The organism is Vibrio sp. GLN_1 (assembly GCF_043106015.1).
Taxonomy (GTDB): domain Bacteria; phylum Pseudomonadota; class Gammaproteobacteria; order Enterobacterales; family Vibrionaceae; genus Vibrio; species Vibrio parahaemolyticus.
This window is the reverse complement of record NZ_JBICMD010000004.1, coordinates 50912-73168: the sequence shown is the minus strand read 5'-3', so window position 1 is coordinate 73168 and position 22257 is coordinate 50912. Positions and strand designations below refer to the sequence as shown.

Here is a 22257-nt window from a genome sequence, read left to right as displayed (position 1 = left end):
TTGATGGGCGTAGCCGCTCAGATCGTAGTTTCTTGATTTAGTTCCATCGAATTACGCAACAAAGCCGCTGTTCGCAGTACCTGAGATGGAAGCTTTTGGGCAGAGCCATCTTAGAATTTTTAATTAATGTAGCAAAATACAGTAGATATGGAAAAACCCTTACTCCATGAGCAATATTTCTATACCAAAATAAAACATCTCCGTAAGTGGAATAACTATATATTAGCCATTATTCATCCATGCATGGATTTTACTCTCTATTGACTTTGCATCCAAACTTCCATTTAGTCCATCCTCAGTAATTATAAGATTCCCAAGAACCTCTGATATTCCTGCACTTTCATAATTCTCTTTTTTCTTACTCCAATTATATTCATATGCTTTATCGTTTAGCATTCCAAGGTGCTCTAAATAAGCGATTCTTCCTTGGTGTCGAAGAGTAAAGTCAGGAATATAGGTTTTTCCACGAACATTTAATGGCTTTTCATAAAAATACTCTATATTCATCATAGCAAGAATATTAGCCACGATTACTTCAGACTTTGATCTAACCATCTCACCACGAATCGTCTTATGGATCAATTTTTCTTCAAAGTATCGTTTTTGCTTATTAAACTCTATCTCAATAATATTTGGAGTTTCAAATAAGTCTGTATATCGTTGTTTGGTATCCGAATACCAATCATTTGTATACTGGACTAATTCCTGGATTGACAAATCACTTAATACAGTCAATTTTTCTCTTTGCCGAGACAACGCAGTATACAAAAGTTCCTTTGTAACAAATGAACTTTTACCATTAACGACTACCATAGTTTTGCCAAAACTAGAACCTTGAGATTTGTGAACAGTAAGAGCATAAGCAAGTTCTAACTTAGAGTCGTTATTATCACCACCAAAATCACTTTTTGTATAAGAAAACAATTTCCCCTCAAATGAACCAAAACGGAACTTATACCATTTAGTATTTCTATCTGTTTTGCCATAGTGACTTGGGTAACTTGCCATAATACCAATTTCACCATTTGCAATATATTCTTTTCCCGATGATCCATCCCAAAAATCTACCTCACCATTTACATTAGATATAACTTTATCTCCATAAACGATATTTTGAACGGATTGAGGGTTGTTTTTTGACCAAGCGTATGAATTCCATTTATCAACAATATCTTGACGATATTTCTGATGAATTTGATTGTTTAAATAATAGCTTCCCGTACCAATGAATTTTGTTGGAGATAAAATTTGCCAGTTTTCTATACATTTACTGGTTGGATAATTTGTATACTTATCTACAGTAGCTCCCAAGCTTTTGTTAAATCCATCAATATCACATTCATCTGTCATGTCTGCAATTTCAACTAACTCTTTTAATAACAATTTATCCAACTCATCTAAATTGTAATATTGAATATATTTAAGGCGACTATCTGTTTCTTTGTTTTGAATACGGTAAATTACATCTTTATCCACTGAGTCCGAACTAGAGAATATTTGAGCAAATGATAAATCATCGCCACCTGAGCCTTGCCTCATCTCTGTTTTCAATGTTGCAACATTTTCGGGATATGAAGTATCTAAATAATTAATAAAATCAACAAATGGACGTCCTGCTCCTATTGGAGGTAATTGACTTGGATCTCCTATAAAAATAATTCTTTGAGCATGAGGATCAACAAGCTTTAATATGCCAGCAAACATATCTTCAGTAAGCATTGAACTTTCATCGATAATTACTGTTTTGGCAACACTCGAACTAGGTCGGCTCGGCATTTCATAAGCCATTGTGTTCCAGCTGAAACCATTTGAACGAATTAAAAACTGTGCCACTGTCATAAACTCAGCTATAACATTATTCTTCTTAAACGAATTCTCGAGTTGAACTCTTGCTTTCCCAGTAGGAGTCAATGCTAATACTCCACCTGCATTAACTTCTTTAGAGGAAGCAAAAATTCCCAATGCTGACGTTTTACCCGTTCCTGCTCTTCCCAATAAGACAGATACCTTAGATGATTCGAGAGTCCTTAACGCTGTCGCCTTTTCATTACGAGCCTGTTCATCTTTTTCTTTATTATTTTCTTCGAGTTGTCCAAATAATCCATCAATGACTTCTTTCCAGTTTTGATTAGTTGGTAAGCTAGTACCTAAACGGCTACTCACTATATCGACTACCACTTGTTTATAATCTTGATATTCTTTTAGTTTTATGTATTCGTTTTCTACATCAATGTACAACTCACCTTCCTGCAAGAACCTTAGAACACCTTCAATCTTTTCTGTTTGAAAATCTGTTTTATTATCTAATGGCAAATTATTTATTTTTTCGACAAGTTGATCATAACTAAGTAAAGTATGCCCTTGATTTGCAGCTTGGACTAAAACAAATATCACCATAGCTCTAAATCGGCGTTTATCACTATTAGTTCTCATTTTTGTTGGTTTATTGAGTGGATACTTATTATTCACCAAAGAATTAACAAACATTGCATTGTCGATTTGAGAAATTGTAATTTGATGAATGTCTTTCTCTTTTCGCGTAAGTTCGAATAAAAGATATGGGTTTCCAACAATTTCTTCCGCACAGCTCTTCAGATTAGTCCAAACAAAAATCGCTTGTTCAATAGAAAGGTTCAATCGGGATAAAAGCTCAAAGAATTGAGTTTTGTTTTCATCCATTAGTAAACCATGGAACTCATCCTCTTTATCAGCCAAGCTGTTATCCAATTGTTCGTTTCCAGTTTCTTTCTCACCTGAAAAGTATAAATTCAATTCAGAAATCAAATCATTTTCAGAAGTGTCAATAAATTTAGCAACATCAAAACCATATCTAACACCGAAAGCTGATAAAATGGAACCTAACCCTGGGAATATACCACGTTGATTCCAAACACTTTGTAATTGATTGTCAATATATTCAAGTTGAACATTAGCCCATTCATGATTGGCTTTTTTTAGCTTGATTTTAGCTATATTATTTAATGCAGTTTTCGCTTGATTTAGCACATCAATAGCTGCATCGTAACTAACCCATTCAGCTGCATAAGAAAATTCAGATCTAAAACCCGCCGCTTCAAACAGTGTGACTGTTGACACATCAAAGTCAGGGTGTTCTTTAACATAATCAGAAATTTCATGATATGGCATTAAAAAACCATCTTTGCCATTAACTCTTATTGAATGAGGAGTATTATTTTCCCAAATATAATTTTTTTCACTACTACTCTCATCAGACGCATACTCATGAATTTCAACATTCGCTATTATATTTCCTATTCCAGCTATTACACGTCTATTATCATCGATAAATGGAACTTGTTTGTAATATGGAAAAATCAATGAATTATTAGGGCTAACTCCTGAGAAAAAATATTCGAAAATACCTTTTTGTGATTTGCCATGTGATACCCATGAACTTGACCAGTTTAACATTCTTTCTGTTTTTTCTAAGTCAAAATAAAAGTTGTGATACTTTTGTTTTTGATTTGCATTGTCTTTTAAAGTCCATGAAAAAGGACGTAATAAGAATGAATAAGGCTCGACCTCAAAAGTTGTTTCTTCAAAGTGCTTGAACTTATCATTTCCACTTTTATATGGATGATTCATTTTAAGATAAAGTTTGGTATCACTCATAAATGCTGCATTTTCGGTGATCCAGCTTTGCATTTTTACTGACCCTACTTGCTCGTAACGTTCTCCATTATTTTTTTGCTCAAAATCCAAGTCACGTGATGTTGCAATATTTGGAATTACTTGAGCAGCAACATTATACCGAGGGTTATCATCTATCCGACCAGTATAATCATTGTCTTTCCATGGGATTCTTGTTGAAAAGTGTTGCACATGGCTTATTTTTAATTTATTTGTTTCAACCATTAATAGTCCCCTTCAAAAAATCCATTTCTCATCATATTTTAATTATTCAATTTCTATCAACGTTTTGATAATAAAGTATATCGATCTAAGTGCATAATCTAACATTAGCAAATGTAGGTCAATGCGAAGCAGGAAAACAGTGCCTAGAGTCTTAGGCTAAGAAGCTTTGGGGCAAAGGTGATTTAGGCAACCGAGAAGGATTTCTTCCGAGTTGCGAACCATAGTGCGCTCTTGAGCTTTAGCATTACACCAGATATCGCAAACAATTTAGTTGACCTTTTTACGACAGGTCTATTTCACTAAGTCATTTTACTTGAAACTCTTGGAGGATATGTGCTTTGGAAAGATTTCTGACTAACTTCTGCTCATATACTGTTTGGAGTATAAAAATCAAATATACTCTGTGAAGTATATTGTTTTAATATACCCCATAAAGTATATTTGCGCCATATACTTTATGGGGTATATGATGCATACTATCTTCATATCTAACTAAGGGTATCATAATGCTAGTCAACACACCGACAGCTCTCGGCAATGCGTTACGCGAAGCCCGAAAGGAAAGCGGCCTAAAGCAAACAGATCTTGGTCTGCGACAAGCAACAGTATCTAATTTTGAAAGCAACCCTGAAAAATCCACGATAGAAACATTGTTCAAGCTCCTGTCTATCAATGGACTAGAAATGCATATTGTGCCGAAAGGCAAGCACATTATTGAAACTAAAGGGGCTGTTGACGAATGGTGAATCGACTTCATGCTTACATGAATGGTGTAAAGGTTGGGGTACTTGAAAAGCGCACAAACGGCGCACATGTTTTCACTTACGATTCGGGTTGGGTTTTAGCACCAAATGGTCGTCCTATCTCGCTTTCTATGCCTCTCAGGAAGGATGCGTATACTGGCAGTGAGGTTATTAACTTCTTTGATAACTTACTGCCAGATAATCAACAGATACGAGATAGAATAGCTGCTCGCTATAAAGCAGATACTAAACAGCCATTCGACCTATTAGCTAAGGTTGGTCGAGATGCTGTAGGTGCTATCACGCTAGTTCCAGAGGGCTTTGATGTAGATGATCATCGAACCATAACCGCAAAGGCGTTATCCGAAAAGGAATTGGTTAGAATCCTAAAGGGATATATGGAGGGCGCTCCTTTGGGGATGCTGAAAGAGGAAGATGATTTTAGGATCTCGATAGCGGGAGCGCAGGAAAAGACAGCCTTACTGTTTCACGATGGAAGATGGATGCTACCACAGGGAATGACTCCAACTACGCATATTATCAAGCTGCCAATAGGTGAAATTGTTTCTCAGAACAATGTTATTGATTTGTCTGCTAGTGTAGATAATGAGTTGATTTGTATGAGGCTAGCAAAGGCGTTCGGCATTCAAACGGCAAACTGTGACATTATTCGTGCTGGTGATGTTCGTGCCTTGTCTGTTGAGCGATTTGACCGAAAATTATCTTCTGATAACAGCTATTACTTGCGCTTGCCCCATGAGGATTTTTGCCAGGCAAAAGGGATTCCCTCAGCTAGAAAATATGAAATTGACGGTGGTATCGGCATAGAAGAATCTATTGATATTTTGCGATACTCATACGAAATCAACGATACCGTTACTTTTGCACGTTCTCAGATATTGTTTTGGCTACTAGCTGCCATTGACGGGCATGGAAAGAATTTCTCTGTAAGTATAGCCGCATCTGGTCGATATCAGCTTGCACCACTGTATGACATTATCTCGGCACATCCACTGACAGGTGGGCGTGGTTTGAGTGAGCGTAAGATCAAGATGGCAATGAGCTTACGTGGCACTAGTGGGCGAAAATGGAAGTGGCACCAACTTCAACCGCGCCATTTCGAAGATACCTTTCACACTATGAACGTCCCGAACATAAGGCGAGAAAAGGTTCGCTTATTGCTTGATGAGTTTGAATCGACGGCAAGGGCGGTGATTGATTCTGTCGGAAACTCGCTACCACCTGATATCAATGAAAGCGTAAGAGATAAGATATTTAACGGTGTCTTAAAGACAGTTAAGAAGATTCAATTGACAAAAAAATAAATCAGTATTTAAAGAAAAGCCTCACAGTCGTGCAAGTTATTGCACGACTGTTTTGATATTTTTGGGGATGGTCAGCTACCGCTCGCTTTGTTAGTTGTCAGCCACGCCTGTAACTCGAAAGGGCAATGGCTTGGTTGTGATTGAGCTATCGAGTCTTTCTTGGCACTTATCGTAGATAAAATTAGTTGTATTAGGAGGTAAGGCTCTTTTTCTTCCAAGGAAGCTCTCTCTCAAAAAATACTAGCTTATAATCTTCAAGGCGTGAATTGAGCGCCTTTTCCCATAGTTCAAGTCCCAATCGTTTTTCATCAATGTACTCATACATATCATAGTGCCTACCAGATACATCATTGATAGCATGCCCCTGTATACGATCACGGTACTCTTTGGGAATCTTGATTTCCCCTCCCAATGTTTTTACTGTTCTCCGAAAGTCCCTAGCGACAAAAGGCCTAATTTTTGTAACTTTTTTGTAAGTTAGCAGTGCTTGAGCAATAGTGTTGGTAGGCATATGTTCATTTGAATTTGTTTTCTTAAAGAAAACAAATGGGCTACCAATAGTAGCCGTTTGTTCTCTGATTTCTTCTAGTATTTGGATTGCAGAGTTAGTCAGAGGAAGCATGTGATTTTTCTTTGTTTTTTGGAAAGCTTCGCTGACAAGAACAGTTTTTTGATCAAAATTTATGTGCGACCATTTGATCGTTACCACTTCGTGAGGTCGTTGCCCTCCCAAGTAAAAACAAAGCCTTAGCACTTGTCTGGTTTGGTATGCAAGGTTTAAATCATCAAATCTATGTTCCATGTCATAAAGTAATTGGGTTACTTCATTCCAAGATAGGAAGTGTGAACCAATTTTTTCAGGTTGTTTTGGTATTTTCGATATCGGATTGTGGTCAAGAGCGAATTTGGTTTCTCTTTTTCTGAATTTAGGGTTATTTTCGTACCCTAAAGCGAAGTTGAATGCCGCATGCAGAATGGAGCGAATTTTATTACTCTTGTCCACAAATCCTTCTTCAATTGGGATTGCTAATATGTCCAAAAAATCTTCAGTTTCAAAATCTTTCGCTTTTCGATGTATGTCGAGATGAGGGAACACATTTTTCACTATGAGCTGATATTCGTCTTCGTGACTACGATTTCCATTATCTTGTTTGTTCTGCTTATGGAACTCAATAAGTTGCTCAAAGGTGCCTAATTGATCTTTTTCACGTTCTGCTGTTTTCTTCTCTTCAGACTGCCTTTCTAGCTCATTTTTTGGATCTAATCCTTTAGAGAGCATTTCACTGTACTCGTTAGCTAGATCACGTGCTTTAGATAAAGTTAGAGCAGGGAACTTACCCAAAGCGATGAAAACTTCTTTCTTCTCTTTATGGTATTTGAACTTGAAGATCTTAGAACCTGCGGGAGTTACTTGAACAGTTAAGCGCCCAGTTCCTCTTTCGCCTGTACTATCTGGTTTATAGTAAGCAGTTTTTTTTGCAGGAAATGCTTCTATCTCTTTTACAGTTAACATATTAGTTACCTTGAATGAACTGCTATTAGCTAAACTTCGTAGTCGGCTATGTAGTCGGGTTACTGTTTAGTCTAGTGTAGCCAAATGTAACTATAAGTGATACTGTTATCTTATTGATTGTCATTAAATCGTTGATTTTAAATGGCAATGTAACTTTAGGTAATTGTGTGTAATCCAGTGACTACATCACTTCTAAGGATGTGGTCATTGGTTCGAATCCAATAGGGCGTGCCATTTATTCTAAAAAGCCCCGATAACTCTTTGAGTTGTCGGGGCTTTTGCGTTTTAGAACATTCGATATTAATCGCTACGTCACCTACACCTTTTGACTGAGATTATAGCTAATTCAATCTCTAGCAATTAACATGAGCTCATATTAGTTGCTTTCCTGTTTATCTTTATGCCTTCCACGTCTAGATTTTATGAACAACACGCAGATTGTTTAGCGGAGCAATACACTTCGCTCAAGTTTGAGGATGTCCACGCGAGCTGGAGAGCTTTCTGGCCTCAAGCCAGAGATCGCGTCTTAGATGTTGGGGCTGGCTCTGGTCGAGACGCTAAATGGATGGCTGAACATGGATGTGAAGTTATTGCGATTGAGCCTGCTCAAGCGCTTCTGAGATTTGGTAAGTCTTACTGTGGTGATTCAGTTACTTGGCTTGAAGATGGGTTACCTAAGCTTGAAAAAGTCATTAATCTTGGCTTTCGCTTCGATTTAATTCTTGTCAGTGCGGTATGGATGCATCTTGCACCTACGCACCGTGAACGCGCATTTCGCAAACTTGCGAATTTGCTAGCGCCCAATGGTCGATTGGTGATTAGCCTTCGTCACGGTGACTTTTCTGACGGCCGTAAAGCTTATCCGGTATCGGTTGAAGAGCTTGAAAAGTTTGCAAAGAATAGCGCGTTAATGGTGAGAAACGTATCTCTCGATGATGACCAGTTACAGCGAACAGGTGTATCTTGGCAAACTGTAGTTATGTCTTTGCCTGATGATGGTTCTGGTGATCTGAATAAGGTTCGTCACATTATCGTGAATGATTTCAAATCGGCTACCTATAAGCTCGCACTACTGCGTACTTTACTACGAATTGCAGATGCTCATTCTGGTGCAGTGGTTGATCGTAGTGACGGTAAAGTTGCCATCCCATTAGGATTAGTCGGCTTATATTGGATTCGTCAATTTAAGCGTTTACTCGATAAAGAGAACATCCAGCAGAACTCGAACTCGTCTAAAGGACTAGGTTTTATAAAGCCCGATGGTTGGGGCAGACTTTCCCATTTAAGTCCTGATGATCTTGCTATAGGCGCGACATTTTTTGGTGAAGATGCAGTGGCGCTGGATAAAGCAATAAAAGACAGCTTAAAAACCATAAAAGATGGCCCCGTCACCTTTACCTATCAAGGTGATAAATCAAACCCTTACTTTGAAATGATTCGTTCAGCTAAGAAGCCAAAAAGTTCAATTGTTGTGGATAGCGAGTTCCTCAAAAGTTATGGGCTGTTTGTGTTGGATGAAAGCCTTTGGGATTGTTTTCGATTGTATAACTCTTGGATTGAGCCGCTGGTGGTCAACCAGTGGATTATGGAAATGCAACGATTTCGGTCTAATCAAGAGCGGGGTATTCCACTGCAAACGTATCACGATTGTTTGGTCTGGATTGATAAAGACCATGATACGCGAGTGGTGCGAAAGAGAATTGAACAGTTGAAGCTCAGCCATTACGACATTGTCAGTGTATGGAGTGGAAGCAAATTACGAAATGAGTATCACGTTGATCACTGTTTGCCTTTTGCTTATTGGCCTAACAATGATAAGTGGAACTTGCTACCAACTTCTAAGGCTGAAAACCTGAACAAACGTGATCGTATTCCTGCTAGCTATCGATTAAACGCATCTAAGCCGCGAATTTTGGATTGGTGGCAGCTAGCTTGGGGAGAGACGGATAGTTTGAGTCGGACATTTTTTACCGAGGCTTCATTGTCGCTACCTAATGTGCCAGCATCTTGCCAAAATTTTGAGCATGTCTTTGAAGCGATGGGATTACAAATTCGTGGTGTTAAAAGTCGCCTGTGTATCGCGGAATGGTAATATCTCGTTTGCTATTACCTCGTGATAAATGAAGTTTGATTGGTAACTAACAAAAAAGGCGCTGGTTAACCAGCGCTTTTGCATTTACTAAGGGCATTACATCTTTTTAAAGATGATGGAGGTGTTGATGCCGCCAAAGGCGAAGTTGTTACTCATCAAATATTTCACGTCCAGCTCTCGGCCTTGTCCAGCGATGTAGTCTAAATCGCCACATTGCTCATCGAGGTTTTCTAGGTTGAGCGTTGGGTTGAACCAACCCGTGTGCATCATTTCTAAACCTAGCCACGCTTCAATTGCGCCACAGGCGCCTAGTGTGTGGCCAAAGTAGCTCTTGAGTGAACTGATTGGCACTTTGCCTAGAGCATTCGCTGTTGCGTTGCTTTCTGCAATATCACCGCGGTCGGTGGCAGTGCCGTGAGCAGATACATAATCGATCTTCTCAGCAGTAATCCCCGCGTTTTGCAAAGCCATTTCCATACAGATCTGCATGGTTTCCATCTGTGGTTGAGTGACGTGTGCGGCATCACAGTTGCTGGCAAAACCGATGATTTCTGCATAGATTTTCGCGCCACGAGCGACGGCGTGTTCGTACTCTTCCAGAACCAGCGTTCCCGCACCTTCACCAATCACCAAACCATCGCGATCGGAGTCATAAGGTCTTGGTGTGCTTTTCGGGTCTTCATTCTTCAGACTGGTGGCAAAAAGGGTATCGAAGACAGCGGATTCCGTTGGGCACAGTTCTTCAGCGCCACCAGCAACCATGACCGTTTGGTAGCCATGTTTGATTGCTTCGTAGGCGTAGCCGATTGCTTGACTGCCCGAGGTACATGCACTGCTGGTTGGGATCACTCGGCCTTTCAAACCGAAAAATAGACCAACGTTCACTGCTGTGGTATGCGGCATCATCTGCACGTAAGTCGTTGCGGTGATCGCTTTCGTGGTTTTCTCATTCAGCATGACACCAAATGCGCCGATTGCGTCAGTACTGCCTGTTGATGAGCCGTATGCGATACCCGTTTGACCGTTGGTGAGTACGTCGTTACCAATCAAACCTGCTTGGCTCAGTGCGTTTTCTGTTGCGACGGTCGCCAATTTAGAAACACGCCCCATGCCGCGTACTTGCTTGCGCTTGTAGTGCTTTGGCAGTTCAAAATCTAAAATTGGTGCCGCGAGCTTGGTGTTCAAACCATCATACTGTTCGTAAGAAGGCATGTATTGCGTCGCGTTCTGGCAGTCACGCAGTTTTGGCTCGACAGATTGCCAATCGTTACCAAACGCAGTCACGCCCGACATTCCGGTTACAACGACTCGACGGTTCATACTAGGCCTCCGTTTACCGAAATGACTTGGCGAGTTACATAGCCTGCGATGTCGGACATAAGGTAACTGACTAAACCAGCGACTTCTTCTGGTTCTCCCATGCGGCGTAAAGGAATTTGCGGCATCGCGTGTTCTTTTACGTGTTCGTCTACCATGCCTGTGTCGATAAGTCCCGGTGCAACGCAGTTAACGGTGATTTTGCGTTTTGCCAGTTCAAGTGCGAGTGATTTTGTAGCACCAATTACGCCCGCTTTTGCTGCGCTGTAGTTGGTTTGACCACGGTTACCCATCAGGCCAGAGACTGATGCAAGGGTAACAATTCGGCCGCCTTTGCGCTTTTGCACCATTGGCATAACACAAGGGTGAAGAACGTTGTAGAAGCTATCTAGGTTGGTATGAATCACGCCATCCCATTCTTCTTCGGTCATCGCAGGGAAAGCGGTATCTTTTGTGATGCCAGCGTTGTTCACGACGCCATAGTAAGCGCCGTGTTCGGCGATATCGGCTTCTAGCTTCTCACGACAATCTGCACGGTCACTGATGTCGAATTGGATAAGACGACCGCTACCACCATGTTGTTCGATGGTGTCTAGGGTATTTTGTGCGCCTTGTTGATCGCCCATGTAATGGACGATGATTTGGAAACCATCTTTGGCTAATTGAACGGCAATGGCTTTACCGATGCCTTTGCTGGCACCTGTAACGAGGACTTGTCGGGTCATTGTTGACTCCTGATTTTCATTTCTTGTAATTTTTCTTCTGATGGAACGTAAACGTTCAATTGGCAAGTCGCTACAACAGTTCCTTGTAGCTCAATACGGGCAGAAAATACCGCCATACCGTTATCTTCCATGACTTTTTCGGCATACACATCGAGCACTTGTCCGCGAGAAAACGCATCGCATTCAGACGTGTATCGACGGCTACCAAGCAAAAAGCCAATTGGTGGCGCTTGTTCTTTCATTAATGCGTGGTAACCAGACCACGCCGCGACAGATTGCGCCATAAACTCAATGCCAACGTAAGCTGGCACAGTTTGAGAGGCCGAGTCGAAGAACGGATTGTGTTCTGCGATATCAACCTGACAGTGAATCGTATCTTGTTGAACATCCAAAGCACGATCAACCAAGATCATTGGTTTGTCGTGTGGCAAAAGTTGTTCGATGGGGGGAAGTTTAGTCATGAGCGTAACCAAAAATAAGACTAATATTGTTGCCACCAAAAGCAAAAGAGTTACTGAGAATCGCTTTGTTGCCAAGTTTGGTTGGCGTCTCAACTAACGATATATGGATATCGTCTGCCTTGGTTTCGCAGTGTTGCATTGGCAAGTCAAGGTTGTACTTGAGAATATGCCAAGCGATAGCGGCTTCCGTTGCACTTGCTGCACCTAATGTGTGTCCGGTAAGTGGCTTTGTAGAGCTTACGGGAACGGAGTCACCAAAGCAGCGGTGAACGGCTTTGCTTTCCATCGCATCGTTTAACGGCGTTGCTGTGCCATGCGCGTTGATGTAACCAATGTCTTGTGCTGTTAGTCCTGCATTGGTCAATGCTTTTTTCATCGCTTCCTCTGCGCCTAACCCTTCTGGGTGTGGTGCGGAAATGTGGTGTGCGTCTGAGCTATCGCCAACTCCGAGAAGGGCAACAGGCGCGGGTGTTTTGCTTAGCAACATTAATGCTGCGGCTTCGCCGATATTGATGCCGTTGCGATGTTGGTCAAATGGTTTGCAAAGAGTATCGGATAGGGCTTCTAAACCGTTAAAACCGTTTAGCGTTAGGCGACAAATGGTATCCACGCCACCCACAATGACGGCATCAACAATGCCCGAGCGAATCAGGCGTTGCGCGGTTAAAAAGACACGACCACTAGAAGAACAGGCGGTTGAAACTGAGTAATGTGGGCCGCTCAAATCAAAGTAGGCGGCAATAAAATCGCTGCAGTTGCCAAGCTCTTGTTTGGTGTAATGGTAGTCGGCAGGAAACTCGCCGTTTGCCAGCTTCTCTCCAAACGCGATTTCGCCATCTGAAATGCCAGATGTGCTGGTGCCGATCACGACTGCGATACGGTCACGACCATATTCAGCAATGGCGTTATGCACGTCGCTTTCGATTTGCTGCAAAGCCGAAAGTGCGAGGCGGTTGTTTCTTGTATCAAACCGGCTGAAAGCTGGTGGTAATTGCGGTAACGGCTGTGCAATTCGACCGATTACTGTTTGTCGGCCTGAATTCAAAATGTCTTGGTCAACCACCATGTTGGATGGTTTCGCTCCCGATAAACACTGGTGGATGATGGCGTCATCTTGTCCCATTGCGGAGTGGAAACCACAGGCCTGAATATACAAAGGTTGAGGAGAGCGATTAGGCATATTGTTGTTCTAAATTGTTCTTAATTAATCTGATGTTGCAGTGTCTGAATAGAAATTGAAAACTGATGCTTGAGGTGGTGAAAATCAATCTTACCCTCTAATTTGTTAGAAGAACTGTATTGAATCTCAATGATCTTTTCACCGTCGCTATCAAAGATGGCGCGAGAATTATTTTTATCAATCATTTGCCACCTTACCTCATTTAACGATCCTTCCCAAGCGGAACTCGGCCAGAGCGTGATCATCAGGTTAAATAATACCTGTTCTGGCTGCGGTAGCGTACCTTGCAAACCGTTGAGTACTTCGGTTTGGATTTGTTCTCCATCGTAAGACAACGAGAGCACTCGCGTCCCCCAAGATGAGAAGCCTGCCAGTACCACTTCGTTGCTAGTCACTTGCAGTTGCACCGGAAGTTGCTCAGATGTGGGTTTGCCATCAATTACCCAAGAGGCCGTAATCAATTGGCTGGCAGCCAGCTGGTAACCTAAGCTGGCTGGAGTCGGTAAGTTAACTTGGGTGTTCTCAGCAATATCGACTTGAGGCGTCGATTGGTGAGGTACCAAGCTACATGCACTTAAAAACAGACTCAGTGCGATTAACGTCGCGCAGCGAAAAGCATGGTTAAAAATCATGACGTCGTTTCCTCTGTTTTAATCGCAATCGGAGAGAGCAGCCAAGCGACAAAAATACCACTTAACACCGTAATGCCGAAACTGTGAATCGCGTGAGTTTGGCTTAGTGACAGCAACCCAAATGACAGCACAGTGGTGATTGCCGAAAGGGTGATCGCCAATAGTGTGCTCACGCTGCGGGCTTTCTCGGCAAAGAACAGAGTGTAATCGATTCCGATACCAAGAATGAGCACCAAGCCAAGCAAGTTGAACAGGTTTAATGTTGTTCCCATCGCGACAGCAGTTGCCAGACCGCACGCACAAGCAATCAATGATGGCAGTAAAACTCGCCAACTGTGTTGCAGACCGTACCGCTTGATTAACACCAGAAAGATCACAGCACTGGCGGCTACCAATAGCTCCATGATTTTGATTCGGTATTCACCAAATAGGGCGGAGATTTCTTCTGCTTTGTTTAGGTAGACAACGTCAGGCTGCGATTTGGCAAAAGACTTAACAACGGCGGAGTCTTGCAATTGGTTTAACACCACTACCGTTGCCGATTTTCCTTTAATTTTACCCAAATGGAGAAAACGCACAGGCGCTGATACTGGGTTTTGCAAGTACTGATCAACCGTGACAGGGATAAAATCGGCGTCCATTTTCGGCTTTTTATTTAAGCCCAGTCCGGATGCAAGTGGGCTGGATTGTGTCGCGTAAAGATCGCGAATCAATTGATAGTCTTGTTGCTGACGTTCAACTGAGCTCAAGTAGCGGCTCAGACTCTGGTAGCTTTCGATGGTGCTGTCTGCTTTCCACGCTTCTAAAGCTGGCGTCAAAGACTCCAGCTTTTTCATTAGGTTTTCGTCATCGTCGGCGGTAACGACCAACATTTGCTGCGAAGATTGCATGCCACTGAGCGTCGTAATCAAGGTTTCTTGCTGCTTGAGATCTTTCGGCATCGTTTGCAGCAGACGAATGTCGTCATCGTAGTTCAATTGCAGCAAGAAAATGCCACTCGCAACCACACATAACATCGGTAATCCGACTTTAATTCGAGGTTGATTCCAAAGCGTTAACCATTTCGCCAACAATGATTGTCCCGGTAAAGTCGAAATGGTGCGCGATGGGTTACGAGCCAGTATCGGATACCAAGCCACCACGGTGATGTAAGCGGCAATCAGACCAATGGATGAAAACAGCGCAAGCTGCTGCAAACCAGGAAACGGCGCCACTAACATGCCCAAATAGCCGATCAAACTGGTGATTAAGCCAAGTGTGATCGCTATGAAAATATGCTTTAACCCTTGCTCGCTATCCCATTCATTTCCCGCCGCAAGGCGTTCGGTTAGGTAGTGGAATGCGTAGTCGATAGACACGCCGATTAAACTTGCGCCAAACACTAAGCTGAACAGATGGACTTTTCCAAAAATCCACGTCGTAACGGACAACGCAACGAGCAAACCAATGGTGATGGAAAGCAGTGCCAGAGACAGTGGCATCACACTACGAAAGACCAACACGAACAATGCAATGATACCGAGCAGAGAGAACACACCGATGGTACTGATCTCCGATTTGGCACTTTGCGTACCAAAGTCGGCGTAAAATAGAACGCCTGTATGTGAGACTTCAGTGCCATATTTCTGCGCGACGCTTTGTTCTAGCGCTTGAATATCAGGGACGGCAAGCTGCCCAGTTAGGCTATAAGGCGAGTCTTTTAGTTCGGCAGTAATAAGCAAGTATTGAGCACCGTCTTTTTCGACGGACAGATAGCCGTTATCCAATCGGAAAGAGGACGATTGCTGGGTAACTTGGCTTAAATAATCACGAAATAGCAAGAACGGGTCATTTTGTAACTCTTGCCCGGTCACTCCAGAAAACGGGTTATACAGAGACTGAATCACATGCTGCACTTGCTGTTCTGGATTTTGGCTTAAACGCTCTCGTTGTTCAGGTGTCAGCAATTGGAAGCGGTGCTTAAAGTAGTAACTTGCCCAAGCTTGCTGCTCTTGAGGTGAGATTTTTCCCACCACATCGCGAAAATGATTACTTTGGCGTAACCCCTTATCAAATTCAGCGGCCGCTGCAAAAAGGGCATTATTGTCCGGCGCTGTGATCACGAAAATGACTTTGTCGCTCATACTTGCCGAGACCGACTCAAAGGCTTGCTCAGCCACCGGGTTTTGTTGGTTCTTCGGCAGCAGTTTTAAAATGTTGGTCTCAATCGGAGATTCTGCACTCCAAACCCATTGTTTGAGTAGCAACGCGCCCGCTAAAACAACGAGATTGAGCCAAACCAGAGCAAAGGTGTGAGTGCTGAGACTGAGTTTAGAAACGGAATTGAGCGTCTTCGGCATCCGTGAGTTCCTGAGGTAGAGAGGTCTGGTTCGTAAACGTGATTTCGGTCTTATCGCCACGCAGCTCTTGTAGGGTTAGGCGATCAATGTGCGTTTTACCGGAAAGGGTGATGGCTTTAAACACCGCATTTAATGGCGATTGTTTGGGCACTAAAACGAGCTGCCATTGATTGTTCTCAACTGAAAAATCGAGTGTGAATTGTTCTTGCAGTGCAGAAGTATCCCCGTGGAACACGGATAAAAACACATGGCTAAAGTAGAACGCCATTGGGTTTTCTTCTGCAGAGATCGTTTTCGGAGCTTGGTCGGCAAAAGTCTGACGAAGTTTGTTTTCCGTCAATACCAAATTGACTGCGAAAGGTTCAGTTTGTTGCCACAACAAGCCATGTGTTTTGCTCAGTGTGAACTGACCTTTAGAGGTTAAAGGTTGACTAAACATTTCCAGATGACGCTGCTGCGTAAAATCTCCGCGTACGATTTCATGCTGAGACAACTGCTGTTGAAGCGATGCCAAATCCGTTACATTTGCTGTCGGTGTGGCCAGTGCTGGAACAGAAAATATCAGCAAAAAAGAGAGTAACCACTTTTGCATTAGTTCAGGCTCCCATGGTTGTGCCATTGCTCTACTTTATCTAAAAAGACTGCTGGAGAAACAAAGCACATCTCTTGCTTTTCAATGGATACGGCGACTTGCGTTGTATGCGCTTTGCACATACGTTGATTCGTTTCGGCGTCGTAAATCACGTAATCCACACGTAAGCGGTTTTCCCACTCCGTGAGTTGCGCGGTAATACGAATGGTGTGATTAAACGGAATCGCCTTCACGTATTTAACGCGCGTGTCGATGATCGGCCACATGTACCCAGAGTCTTGCATATCGCGATAGCTGTATTGGATCTTCTCCATCAGCACACGACGCGCTTCTTCAAAATATCGAAAGAAGTTGCCGTGATAAATCACGCCCATCGGGTCAGCATCTTGGAATGAGGTGACCATAGTCACCTCCGCTTCTAATGGGTAGAGAACCTGCTCTTGCATTATACCTCCGCGTAGAGTGGCCAATGACGTTGCTGAATGCGTTCAATGAAATGACGCAAATCTTGTTCTAACGGGCGATCTTCAATCACAAACTTAAACTCGCTCAGTACGGCGTCACGAATTACTCGCAAACTCTGACTCATGTGGTGTTCGTCCAATTCGTTATGACGACGACGAATCTCAACCGCTTGAACGCTTGCTAGGAGAGAAGCCGCAGCAACTTGCTCTGTTAACTCAAGTACGCGTAGGCAATCACGAGCCGCAATGGTGCCCATGCTCACTTTGTCTTGGTTGTGACATTCGGTTGAGCGAGAAAAAACGCTCGCTGGCATGGTGTTTTTCAACGCTTCTGCCGTCCAAGCTGAGATACCAATCTGAACCGCTTTAAAGCCGTGGTTGATCGGTTTACGCTCGCCTTCTGCACCGGTTAAGTTAAACGGCAGGCCGTTATTGAACTTGTAATCCATCAGTTGCGCCATCTGACGGTCCAGCAAATCAGCTAAGTTGGCAATGTTCACTTTCAACGTATCCATCGCCATTGCGATATGACCACCGTAGAAGTGACCGCCGTGCAGAACGCGCTCGTTGTCGCCATCGATAATTGGATTGTCGTTGGCACTATTTAGTTCATTCTCAATCAATTGACGTAGCCAAGGCAGGGAGTCTTGCACCATGCCAATCACGTGTGGCGCACAACGCAGTGAGTAACGATCTTGCAGTCGGTCGCTATTGCGGGGCGGACGTTCAGCATTGAGATCATCACGCAGCCAAGCCGCAACTTGCTGTTGACCAGGGTGAGGTTTTACCGCAAACAACGCTTCATCAAAGTGGAAGTCATTACCTTGCATACCCACAGAGACCATCGCGGTAATCTTGGTGCAAAGCTGCGCTAGGTATTCTGCGCGTTTGTAGGCAAGACAGGCGAGGGCAGTCATCACGGATGTACCGTTCATTAACGCCAAACCTTCTTTTGGTTTTAGGCGAATTGGCTCAATGTCCAGCTCTGCAAACACTTCTTGTGTTGGTCGCACATCGCCTTTGTAAAGCACTTCACGCTCGCCAATTAAGGTCGCCGCTAGGTAAGACAGAGGCGTTAAATCGCCACTTGCGCCCACCGAGCCTTCTTGTGGAATACGCGGCGCAATGTCGTGGTTGATAAGCGTAACGATTTGGTTCAACAGATCGTGAGACACGCCAGATACGCCTTGCGACAATGAACATAAACGGGTTGCCAACACCGCGCGAGCTTGCTCATGAGAAAGGATTTGACCTAAGCCACAGCCATGGAAGCGCGTAAGGTGCAACGGAAGTTCATCTACAAGCGCGGGTGGAATCGCCACAGTACATGAATCTCCGTAACCCGTAGTCACGCCGTAAATAACGCCTTCTTCTTTCAGTAATCGTTCCAGAAACGCCACGCCACGATCAATTTTCGCGGTAAATTCTGGCGAGGTGTTCATGTTTGCCTTTGCACCTTGAGCAATGGCAACGACATCTTCGATGGTTAAAGATTGGGCACCAAAAGTGATGTTGTGATTATTGTTGTTTGTCATGTGGCTGATTACTTAAAGTCCAGAAGTTAAAAAAGTTGTACCACTGTAACGGCGCTTGCAGTGTGTGGTGTTCTAATCTGTGTGCGTACTGTTGAACAACGTGTTCTAGTGCCTGCTGACGCTCCTTGCGCGGTAGCGTGATTTGGTCACTAAAGTGTTCAAAGTACACATTAAAATGCGGAGTGTTTGCTTCATCGTCGCGTAGGCCGAAGAGTAGATAAACCGGCGCTTTTAATACCGAGGCCAGCATGAATGGGCCTTGCGGGAATGGCGCGGGTTTACCAAGAAAATCTGCCCAAACGACACGATTTTCTTTGCTGGTAGAAGTGCGATCGCCAACGATCACCACCCATTCGCCTTGCTCGATTTTTTGTTGAAGGAGAATCGCGGTGTCTGGTCCCATTGAGCTGACTTGAATCAGATTCAGTTCCGAATTTGGGTTTACCGCCTTCATTACCGCATTAAATTGTTCAGCGTGTTGGGTAAATACCAAGGCATTGATTTTGACATGAGAGTGTCGACGACCAAGCGCTCGGCAGAGTTCGATATTGCCAAGGTGCGAGCCTAAAATGAGCACGCCTTGTTTTTTCTGCGCCATCTCTTCGAAATGATGCTGGCCGTGAATGGTTAGGTTGTCGACGTTAAAGTCACCTTGCCATGCTGCCAGTTTGTCGAGCATGGTTCGCCCAAAAGAAAGCAGATGATGATAGCTGTCCAACTGTTTTGGCAGTGCGATGTTCTGCTGCGCTGCGTAGTGCTGTAAGTTGTTCAGGTAAATCTCAGACGCTTCGCGGGCAGATTTACCCGTGAAGTGGTAGTAGCGCATGACTAGCTTTAAAATCAGGTCGAACGCTTTTCTGCCGAACAAGCGGTAAACCGCGAGCAAGGTTTTGATGCCTAAAATCGTGCCTTGTTCTTTTCGTTTCGACCAGTGGGCATTGCTGTCGTCTGTGTGACGGCGCTTTCTGGCGAGTAGCGAGGGTATACGCGGCAACATGCCAAAAAATAGGCGAGTGTGCATCCAGCTTATCTTGACGTTATCCCACAATGCGTCGAAGTGGGAAATACCACCTTCAGGGTAGATCACGCGCGTTGGAACAAAATCAATATCGACGCCTTCCCAGTACATTCGCACCAGAATCTCGATATCAAAATCCATGCGTTTGCCGATGTTGTACTTGTTCAACACGGCGACCGTTTTCGCCACTGGGTAGGCGCGGAAACCGCACATGCTGTCTTTGATAGACAGTGACAAGGTTTCTATCCACACCCAAATGTGCGTAGCGTAGCGACCATACAGACGGGCTTTAGGTACGCTCTCGTCGTATATCGGTTGGCCAGAAATCAGGTTATCTGGTTTTGTTTCGCTGGCGCTGAGCAATTTTGGTAGTGCTTCTAGGTCGTGTTGACCGTCTGCGTCGATTTGAATGGTGTGCGTAAAACCAAGCTGGTGAGCTTGATGTAGGCCAGCCATCACCGCGCCACCTTTGCCTTGGTTTTCACTCAAACTAATCAGTTTTATCAGCCCTTGCTCACTCAACGCTGAAAGTGCTTGTTTGGTGTCTTCATTGCTGCCGTCGTCCACGACAAGCACTGGCAAATCGAAAGAGGATAACGACGCAACCACGTCTGCAATTGTGCTGCCGTGGTTGTAGCAAGGAATTAAAAAGCAGGGACGGTAATCACTCACGTGACTCACCCAGTTTCATTTTGCCTGAAGAGTGAGTCACCAAGGTTTCACCGTTTTTCGATGTGTACTTAAAGGTCAATTTCTCGCGCTCATTGTCCCAAGAGAGTGAGAGACAAACGTCGGCGTTTGGCAGAATCGGCTCTTGAAATTTGATGACTTCCATTCCTTTAAATACCTTGGGGGTGTTCAAATATTGAACGGCGTAGAACAACGCCCAGTCAATTTGAGTGACGCCGGGTAAAAGAGGAAAGTGACTGAAATGACCTTGGAAATCTAAGATGTCAGCATCCACACGCAGCGACAGCTCCGCAGTGTGGTCACTCACTTCAATATTCTGAATGGTTGGTTTTCTTTTATCCATGTTACTAGCTTTATTGGAATAGTTTTTCAATTTCAGCAACTTGGCGTTTGCCTTGGCTGTTCAATGGAATTTCGTCGACCACTCGGAATTTTCTCGGGATAGCGATCGGTTCTAGCCAATTGCGCAGTGCCTTGCGAAGCTCAAGCCAAAATTTGCCTTTACCAAGTTCATCAAGCACATCGCTGCCTTTATCGCTAAGTACGATGATCGAGACTAACGTGAGGCGACCAGATTCTTCCATTGGGATCACCACGCTTTCTTGAACCCACGGCAGTTGCTCTAAACGTTTTTCCACTTCGACAAGAGAAATACGCTTTTCTTCGACTTTGACGATTCGGTCAGTGCGTCCACGCAATTCAAAAGAAATACTATCATGGAAATAGCATTCATCCGCAGTTTGGTACCAAGTGTTTTCATCAATGTGTGGCGAGCGGAGCTTTAAACAATTCTCATGGTTAAGCTCGGCTTCAACACCAGGGAATAACGTCCAAGGAGTGCTGGCTACGTGTTGCTGACGGTAGGCGATGCCGCCGGTTTCTGTGCTGCCAAAAACTTCAATAGGAAGTGACCCAAACAACAGCTGGCTGTGTTGCGCGGCTTGGTTTGGCAGGGGGCCACCAGAAGAAAATATGCACCGAATCGCAACCGGATTATGCTCTTCACTGAGTCGTTTTAGTAACGCAGGGCTGCTTACTAGCGTGGTGTCAGCATCGGCGTGATGGACAATTTGCTCAGGGAATTCGAGGTTGTGCGCTGAAAATGGACGTGCAGAACACAAAGGCCACAATACGCGAAACAGCAAGCCGTAAATGTGTTGATGAGAGACGGTGCTTTCAACACGCGTGTTGGCAACCGTGTCGCCCCACAGGTTATCTAGAATAGCAACTTCGATATCGAGCTGTTTCAGCGTTTTTGCAATGGCTTTTGGTGTGCCGCTTGAACCCGAAGTGAATAGCGTTACCGGTATTTCCGCCAGATTCAATTCGCGCCAAACAAAAGGTTGGTCTACCTGTTGCTCGTGAATCAAGGTGATGTCTACCAATGATTGAGCTTTTACTAGGAGTGAACTCACCTGTTCTGGAACAGAGACATCGGCATCATGCAACAATAAATCGTAGTGCTCGCTGAGTTCTTTGAGTGCTTCTGGTTGATAGTTACCAGGCAATACAATGGATTTTCCTGCGTGACAACAAGCAAAAAAGCCAACGGCAAATAGGTAGCTGTTGCCAAAACACAACGCAATGTTTTGCGTTGGCTGGCTTTCTAACTGCTGAGCAAGCGTTGCGACGTGCTTCTGGAAATCACCCCAAGTGATAACTGTGTCGCGATCGTAAGAGACAGGGGATTGCTCATACCTCTTTGTGCTAAGCAATGTCGCCAGTGAGGTAAAGCTCGAATACGTTGTATTCATA

The 22257-nt window shown here is 43.8% G+C and carries 17 protein-coding genes; 3 read left to right on the top strand and 14 right to left on the bottom strand.

Annotated elements, in window-relative coordinates; genetic code table 11:
• Window positions 1-222: 222 nt before the first annotated feature.
• Window positions 223-3876: an ATP-dependent RecD-like DNA helicase gene (locus tag ACF8OV_RS00700; RefSeq protein WP_153645952.1), complete on the bottom strand. Its 3654-nt coding sequence runs from the start codon at window positions 3874-3876 to the stop codon at window positions 223-225.
• Between the two features lie 506 nt (window positions 3877-4382).
• On the opposite strand from ACF8OV_RS00700, the gene ACF8OV_RS00695 reads away from it, so the two are divergent.
• The gene (locus ACF8OV_RS00695; protein ID WP_025787161.1) at window positions 4383-4622 is read left to right on the top strand and encodes a helix-turn-helix domain-containing protein; all 240 of its coding nucleotides are present in this window, start codon (window positions 4383-4385) and stop codon (window positions 4620-4622) included.
• A complete protein-coding gene (locus ACF8OV_RS00690) occupies window positions 4616-5944 on the top strand; it encodes a type II toxin-antitoxin system HipA family toxin (RefSeq protein ID WP_114322575.1) in 1329 nt (442 codons plus the stop codon). Before ACF8OV_RS00695 ends, ACF8OV_RS00690 begins: the two co-directional genes overlap by 7 nt.
• Window positions 5945-6134: 190 nt before the next feature.
• On the opposite strand, the gene ACF8OV_RS00685 is transcribed toward ACF8OV_RS00690, so the two are convergent.
• Window positions 6135-7457 carry a site-specific integrase gene (locus tag ACF8OV_RS00685; protein ID WP_140087470.1) on the bottom strand — a complete coding sequence of 441 codons (1323 nt, stop codon included), beginning with the start codon at window positions 7455-7457 and terminating at the stop codon, window positions 6135-6137.
• Between the two features lie 400 nt (window positions 7458-7857).
• Here ACF8OV_RS00685 and ACF8OV_RS00680 point away from each other — a divergent pair, with 400 nt between their 5' ends.
• Window positions 7858-9549, top strand: a complete 1692-nt coding sequence (locus tag ACF8OV_RS00680) for a class I SAM-dependent methyltransferase (protein WP_203503959.1) — start codon at window positions 7858-7860, stop codon at window positions 9547-9549.
• Window positions 9550-9645: 96 nt separating this feature from the next.
• On the opposite strand, the gene ACF8OV_RS00675 is transcribed toward ACF8OV_RS00680, so the two are convergent.
• From ACF8OV_RS00675 to ACF8OV_RS00620, 12 genes are read right to left on the bottom strand one after another with little or no spacing between them, the layout of a single operon-like run.
• The gene (locus ACF8OV_RS00675; RefSeq protein ID WP_017448728.1) at window positions 9646-10869 is read right to left on the bottom strand and encodes a beta-ketoacyl-ACP synthase; all 1224 of its coding nucleotides are present in this window, start codon (window positions 10867-10869) and stop codon (window positions 9646-9648) included.
• Window positions 10866-11591: a 3-oxoacyl-ACP reductase FabG gene (fabG, locus tag ACF8OV_RS00670; protein WP_017448727.1), complete on the bottom strand. Its 726-nt coding sequence runs from the start codon at window positions 11589-11591 to the stop codon at window positions 10866-10868. Before fabG ends, ACF8OV_RS00675 begins: the two co-directional genes overlap by 4 nt.
• Window positions 11588-12052: a hotdog family protein gene (locus ACF8OV_RS00665; protein ID WP_025507259.1), complete on the bottom strand. Its 465-nt coding sequence runs from the start codon at window positions 12050-12052 to the stop codon at window positions 11588-11590. Before ACF8OV_RS00665 ends, fabG begins: the two co-directional genes overlap by 4 nt.
• Window positions 12045-13232: a beta-ketoacyl-[acyl-carrier-protein] synthase family protein gene (locus tag ACF8OV_RS00660; RefSeq protein ID WP_392404316.1), complete on the bottom strand. Its 1188-nt coding sequence runs from the start codon at window positions 13230-13232 to the stop codon at window positions 12045-12047. The genes ACF8OV_RS00665 and ACF8OV_RS00660 overlap by 8 nt, the downstream gene beginning before the upstream one ends.
• Before the next feature lie 20 nt (window positions 13233-13252).
• Window positions 13253-13864: a DUF3261 domain-containing protein gene (locus tag ACF8OV_RS00655; protein ID WP_020904071.1), complete on the bottom strand. Its 612-nt coding sequence runs from the start codon at window positions 13862-13864 to the stop codon at window positions 13253-13255.
• On the bottom strand, window positions 13861-16203 hold the full coding sequence (locus tag ACF8OV_RS00650) for an MMPL family transporter (RefSeq protein WP_140118349.1): 2343 nt from the start codon (window positions 16201-16203) through the stop codon (window positions 13861-13863). The genes ACF8OV_RS00655 and ACF8OV_RS00650 overlap by 4 nt, the downstream gene beginning before the upstream one ends.
• Window positions 16175-16795, bottom strand: coding sequence for an outer membrane lipoprotein carrier protein LolA (locus ACF8OV_RS00645; RefSeq protein WP_025534207.1), 621 nt, complete (start codon window positions 16793-16795; stop codon window positions 16175-16177). Before ACF8OV_RS00645 ends, ACF8OV_RS00650 begins: the two co-directional genes overlap by 29 nt.
• Window positions 16795-17241, bottom strand: coding sequence for a thioesterase family protein (locus ACF8OV_RS00640; RefSeq protein ID WP_005388315.1), 447 nt, complete (start codon window positions 17239-17241; stop codon window positions 16795-16797). Before ACF8OV_RS00640 ends, ACF8OV_RS00645 begins: the two co-directional genes overlap by 1 nt.
• Window positions 17241-18794, bottom strand: a complete 1554-nt coding sequence (hutH, locus tag ACF8OV_RS00635) for a histidine ammonia-lyase (protein WP_021449613.1) — start codon at window positions 18792-18794, stop codon at window positions 17241-17243. The genes ACF8OV_RS00640 and hutH overlap by 1 nt, the downstream gene beginning before the upstream one ends.
• Window positions 18778-20484, bottom strand: coding sequence for a glycosyltransferase (locus ACF8OV_RS00630; protein WP_021453402.1), 1707 nt, complete (start codon window positions 20482-20484; stop codon window positions 18778-18780). The genes hutH and ACF8OV_RS00630 overlap by 17 nt, the downstream gene beginning before the upstream one ends.
• On the bottom strand, window positions 20477-20845 hold the full coding sequence (locus ACF8OV_RS00625) for a hypothetical protein (RefSeq protein ID WP_021449611.1): 369 nt from the start codon (window positions 20843-20845) through the stop codon (window positions 20477-20479). The genes ACF8OV_RS00630 and ACF8OV_RS00625 overlap by 8 nt, the downstream gene beginning before the upstream one ends.
• Window positions 20846-20855: 10 nt before the next feature.
• The gene (locus ACF8OV_RS00620; protein WP_392404315.1) at window positions 20856-22256 is read right to left on the bottom strand and encodes an AMP-binding protein; all 1401 of its coding nucleotides are present in this window, start codon (window positions 22254-22256) and stop codon (window positions 20856-20858) included.
• Between the last annotated feature and the right edge of the window lies 1 nt (window position 22257).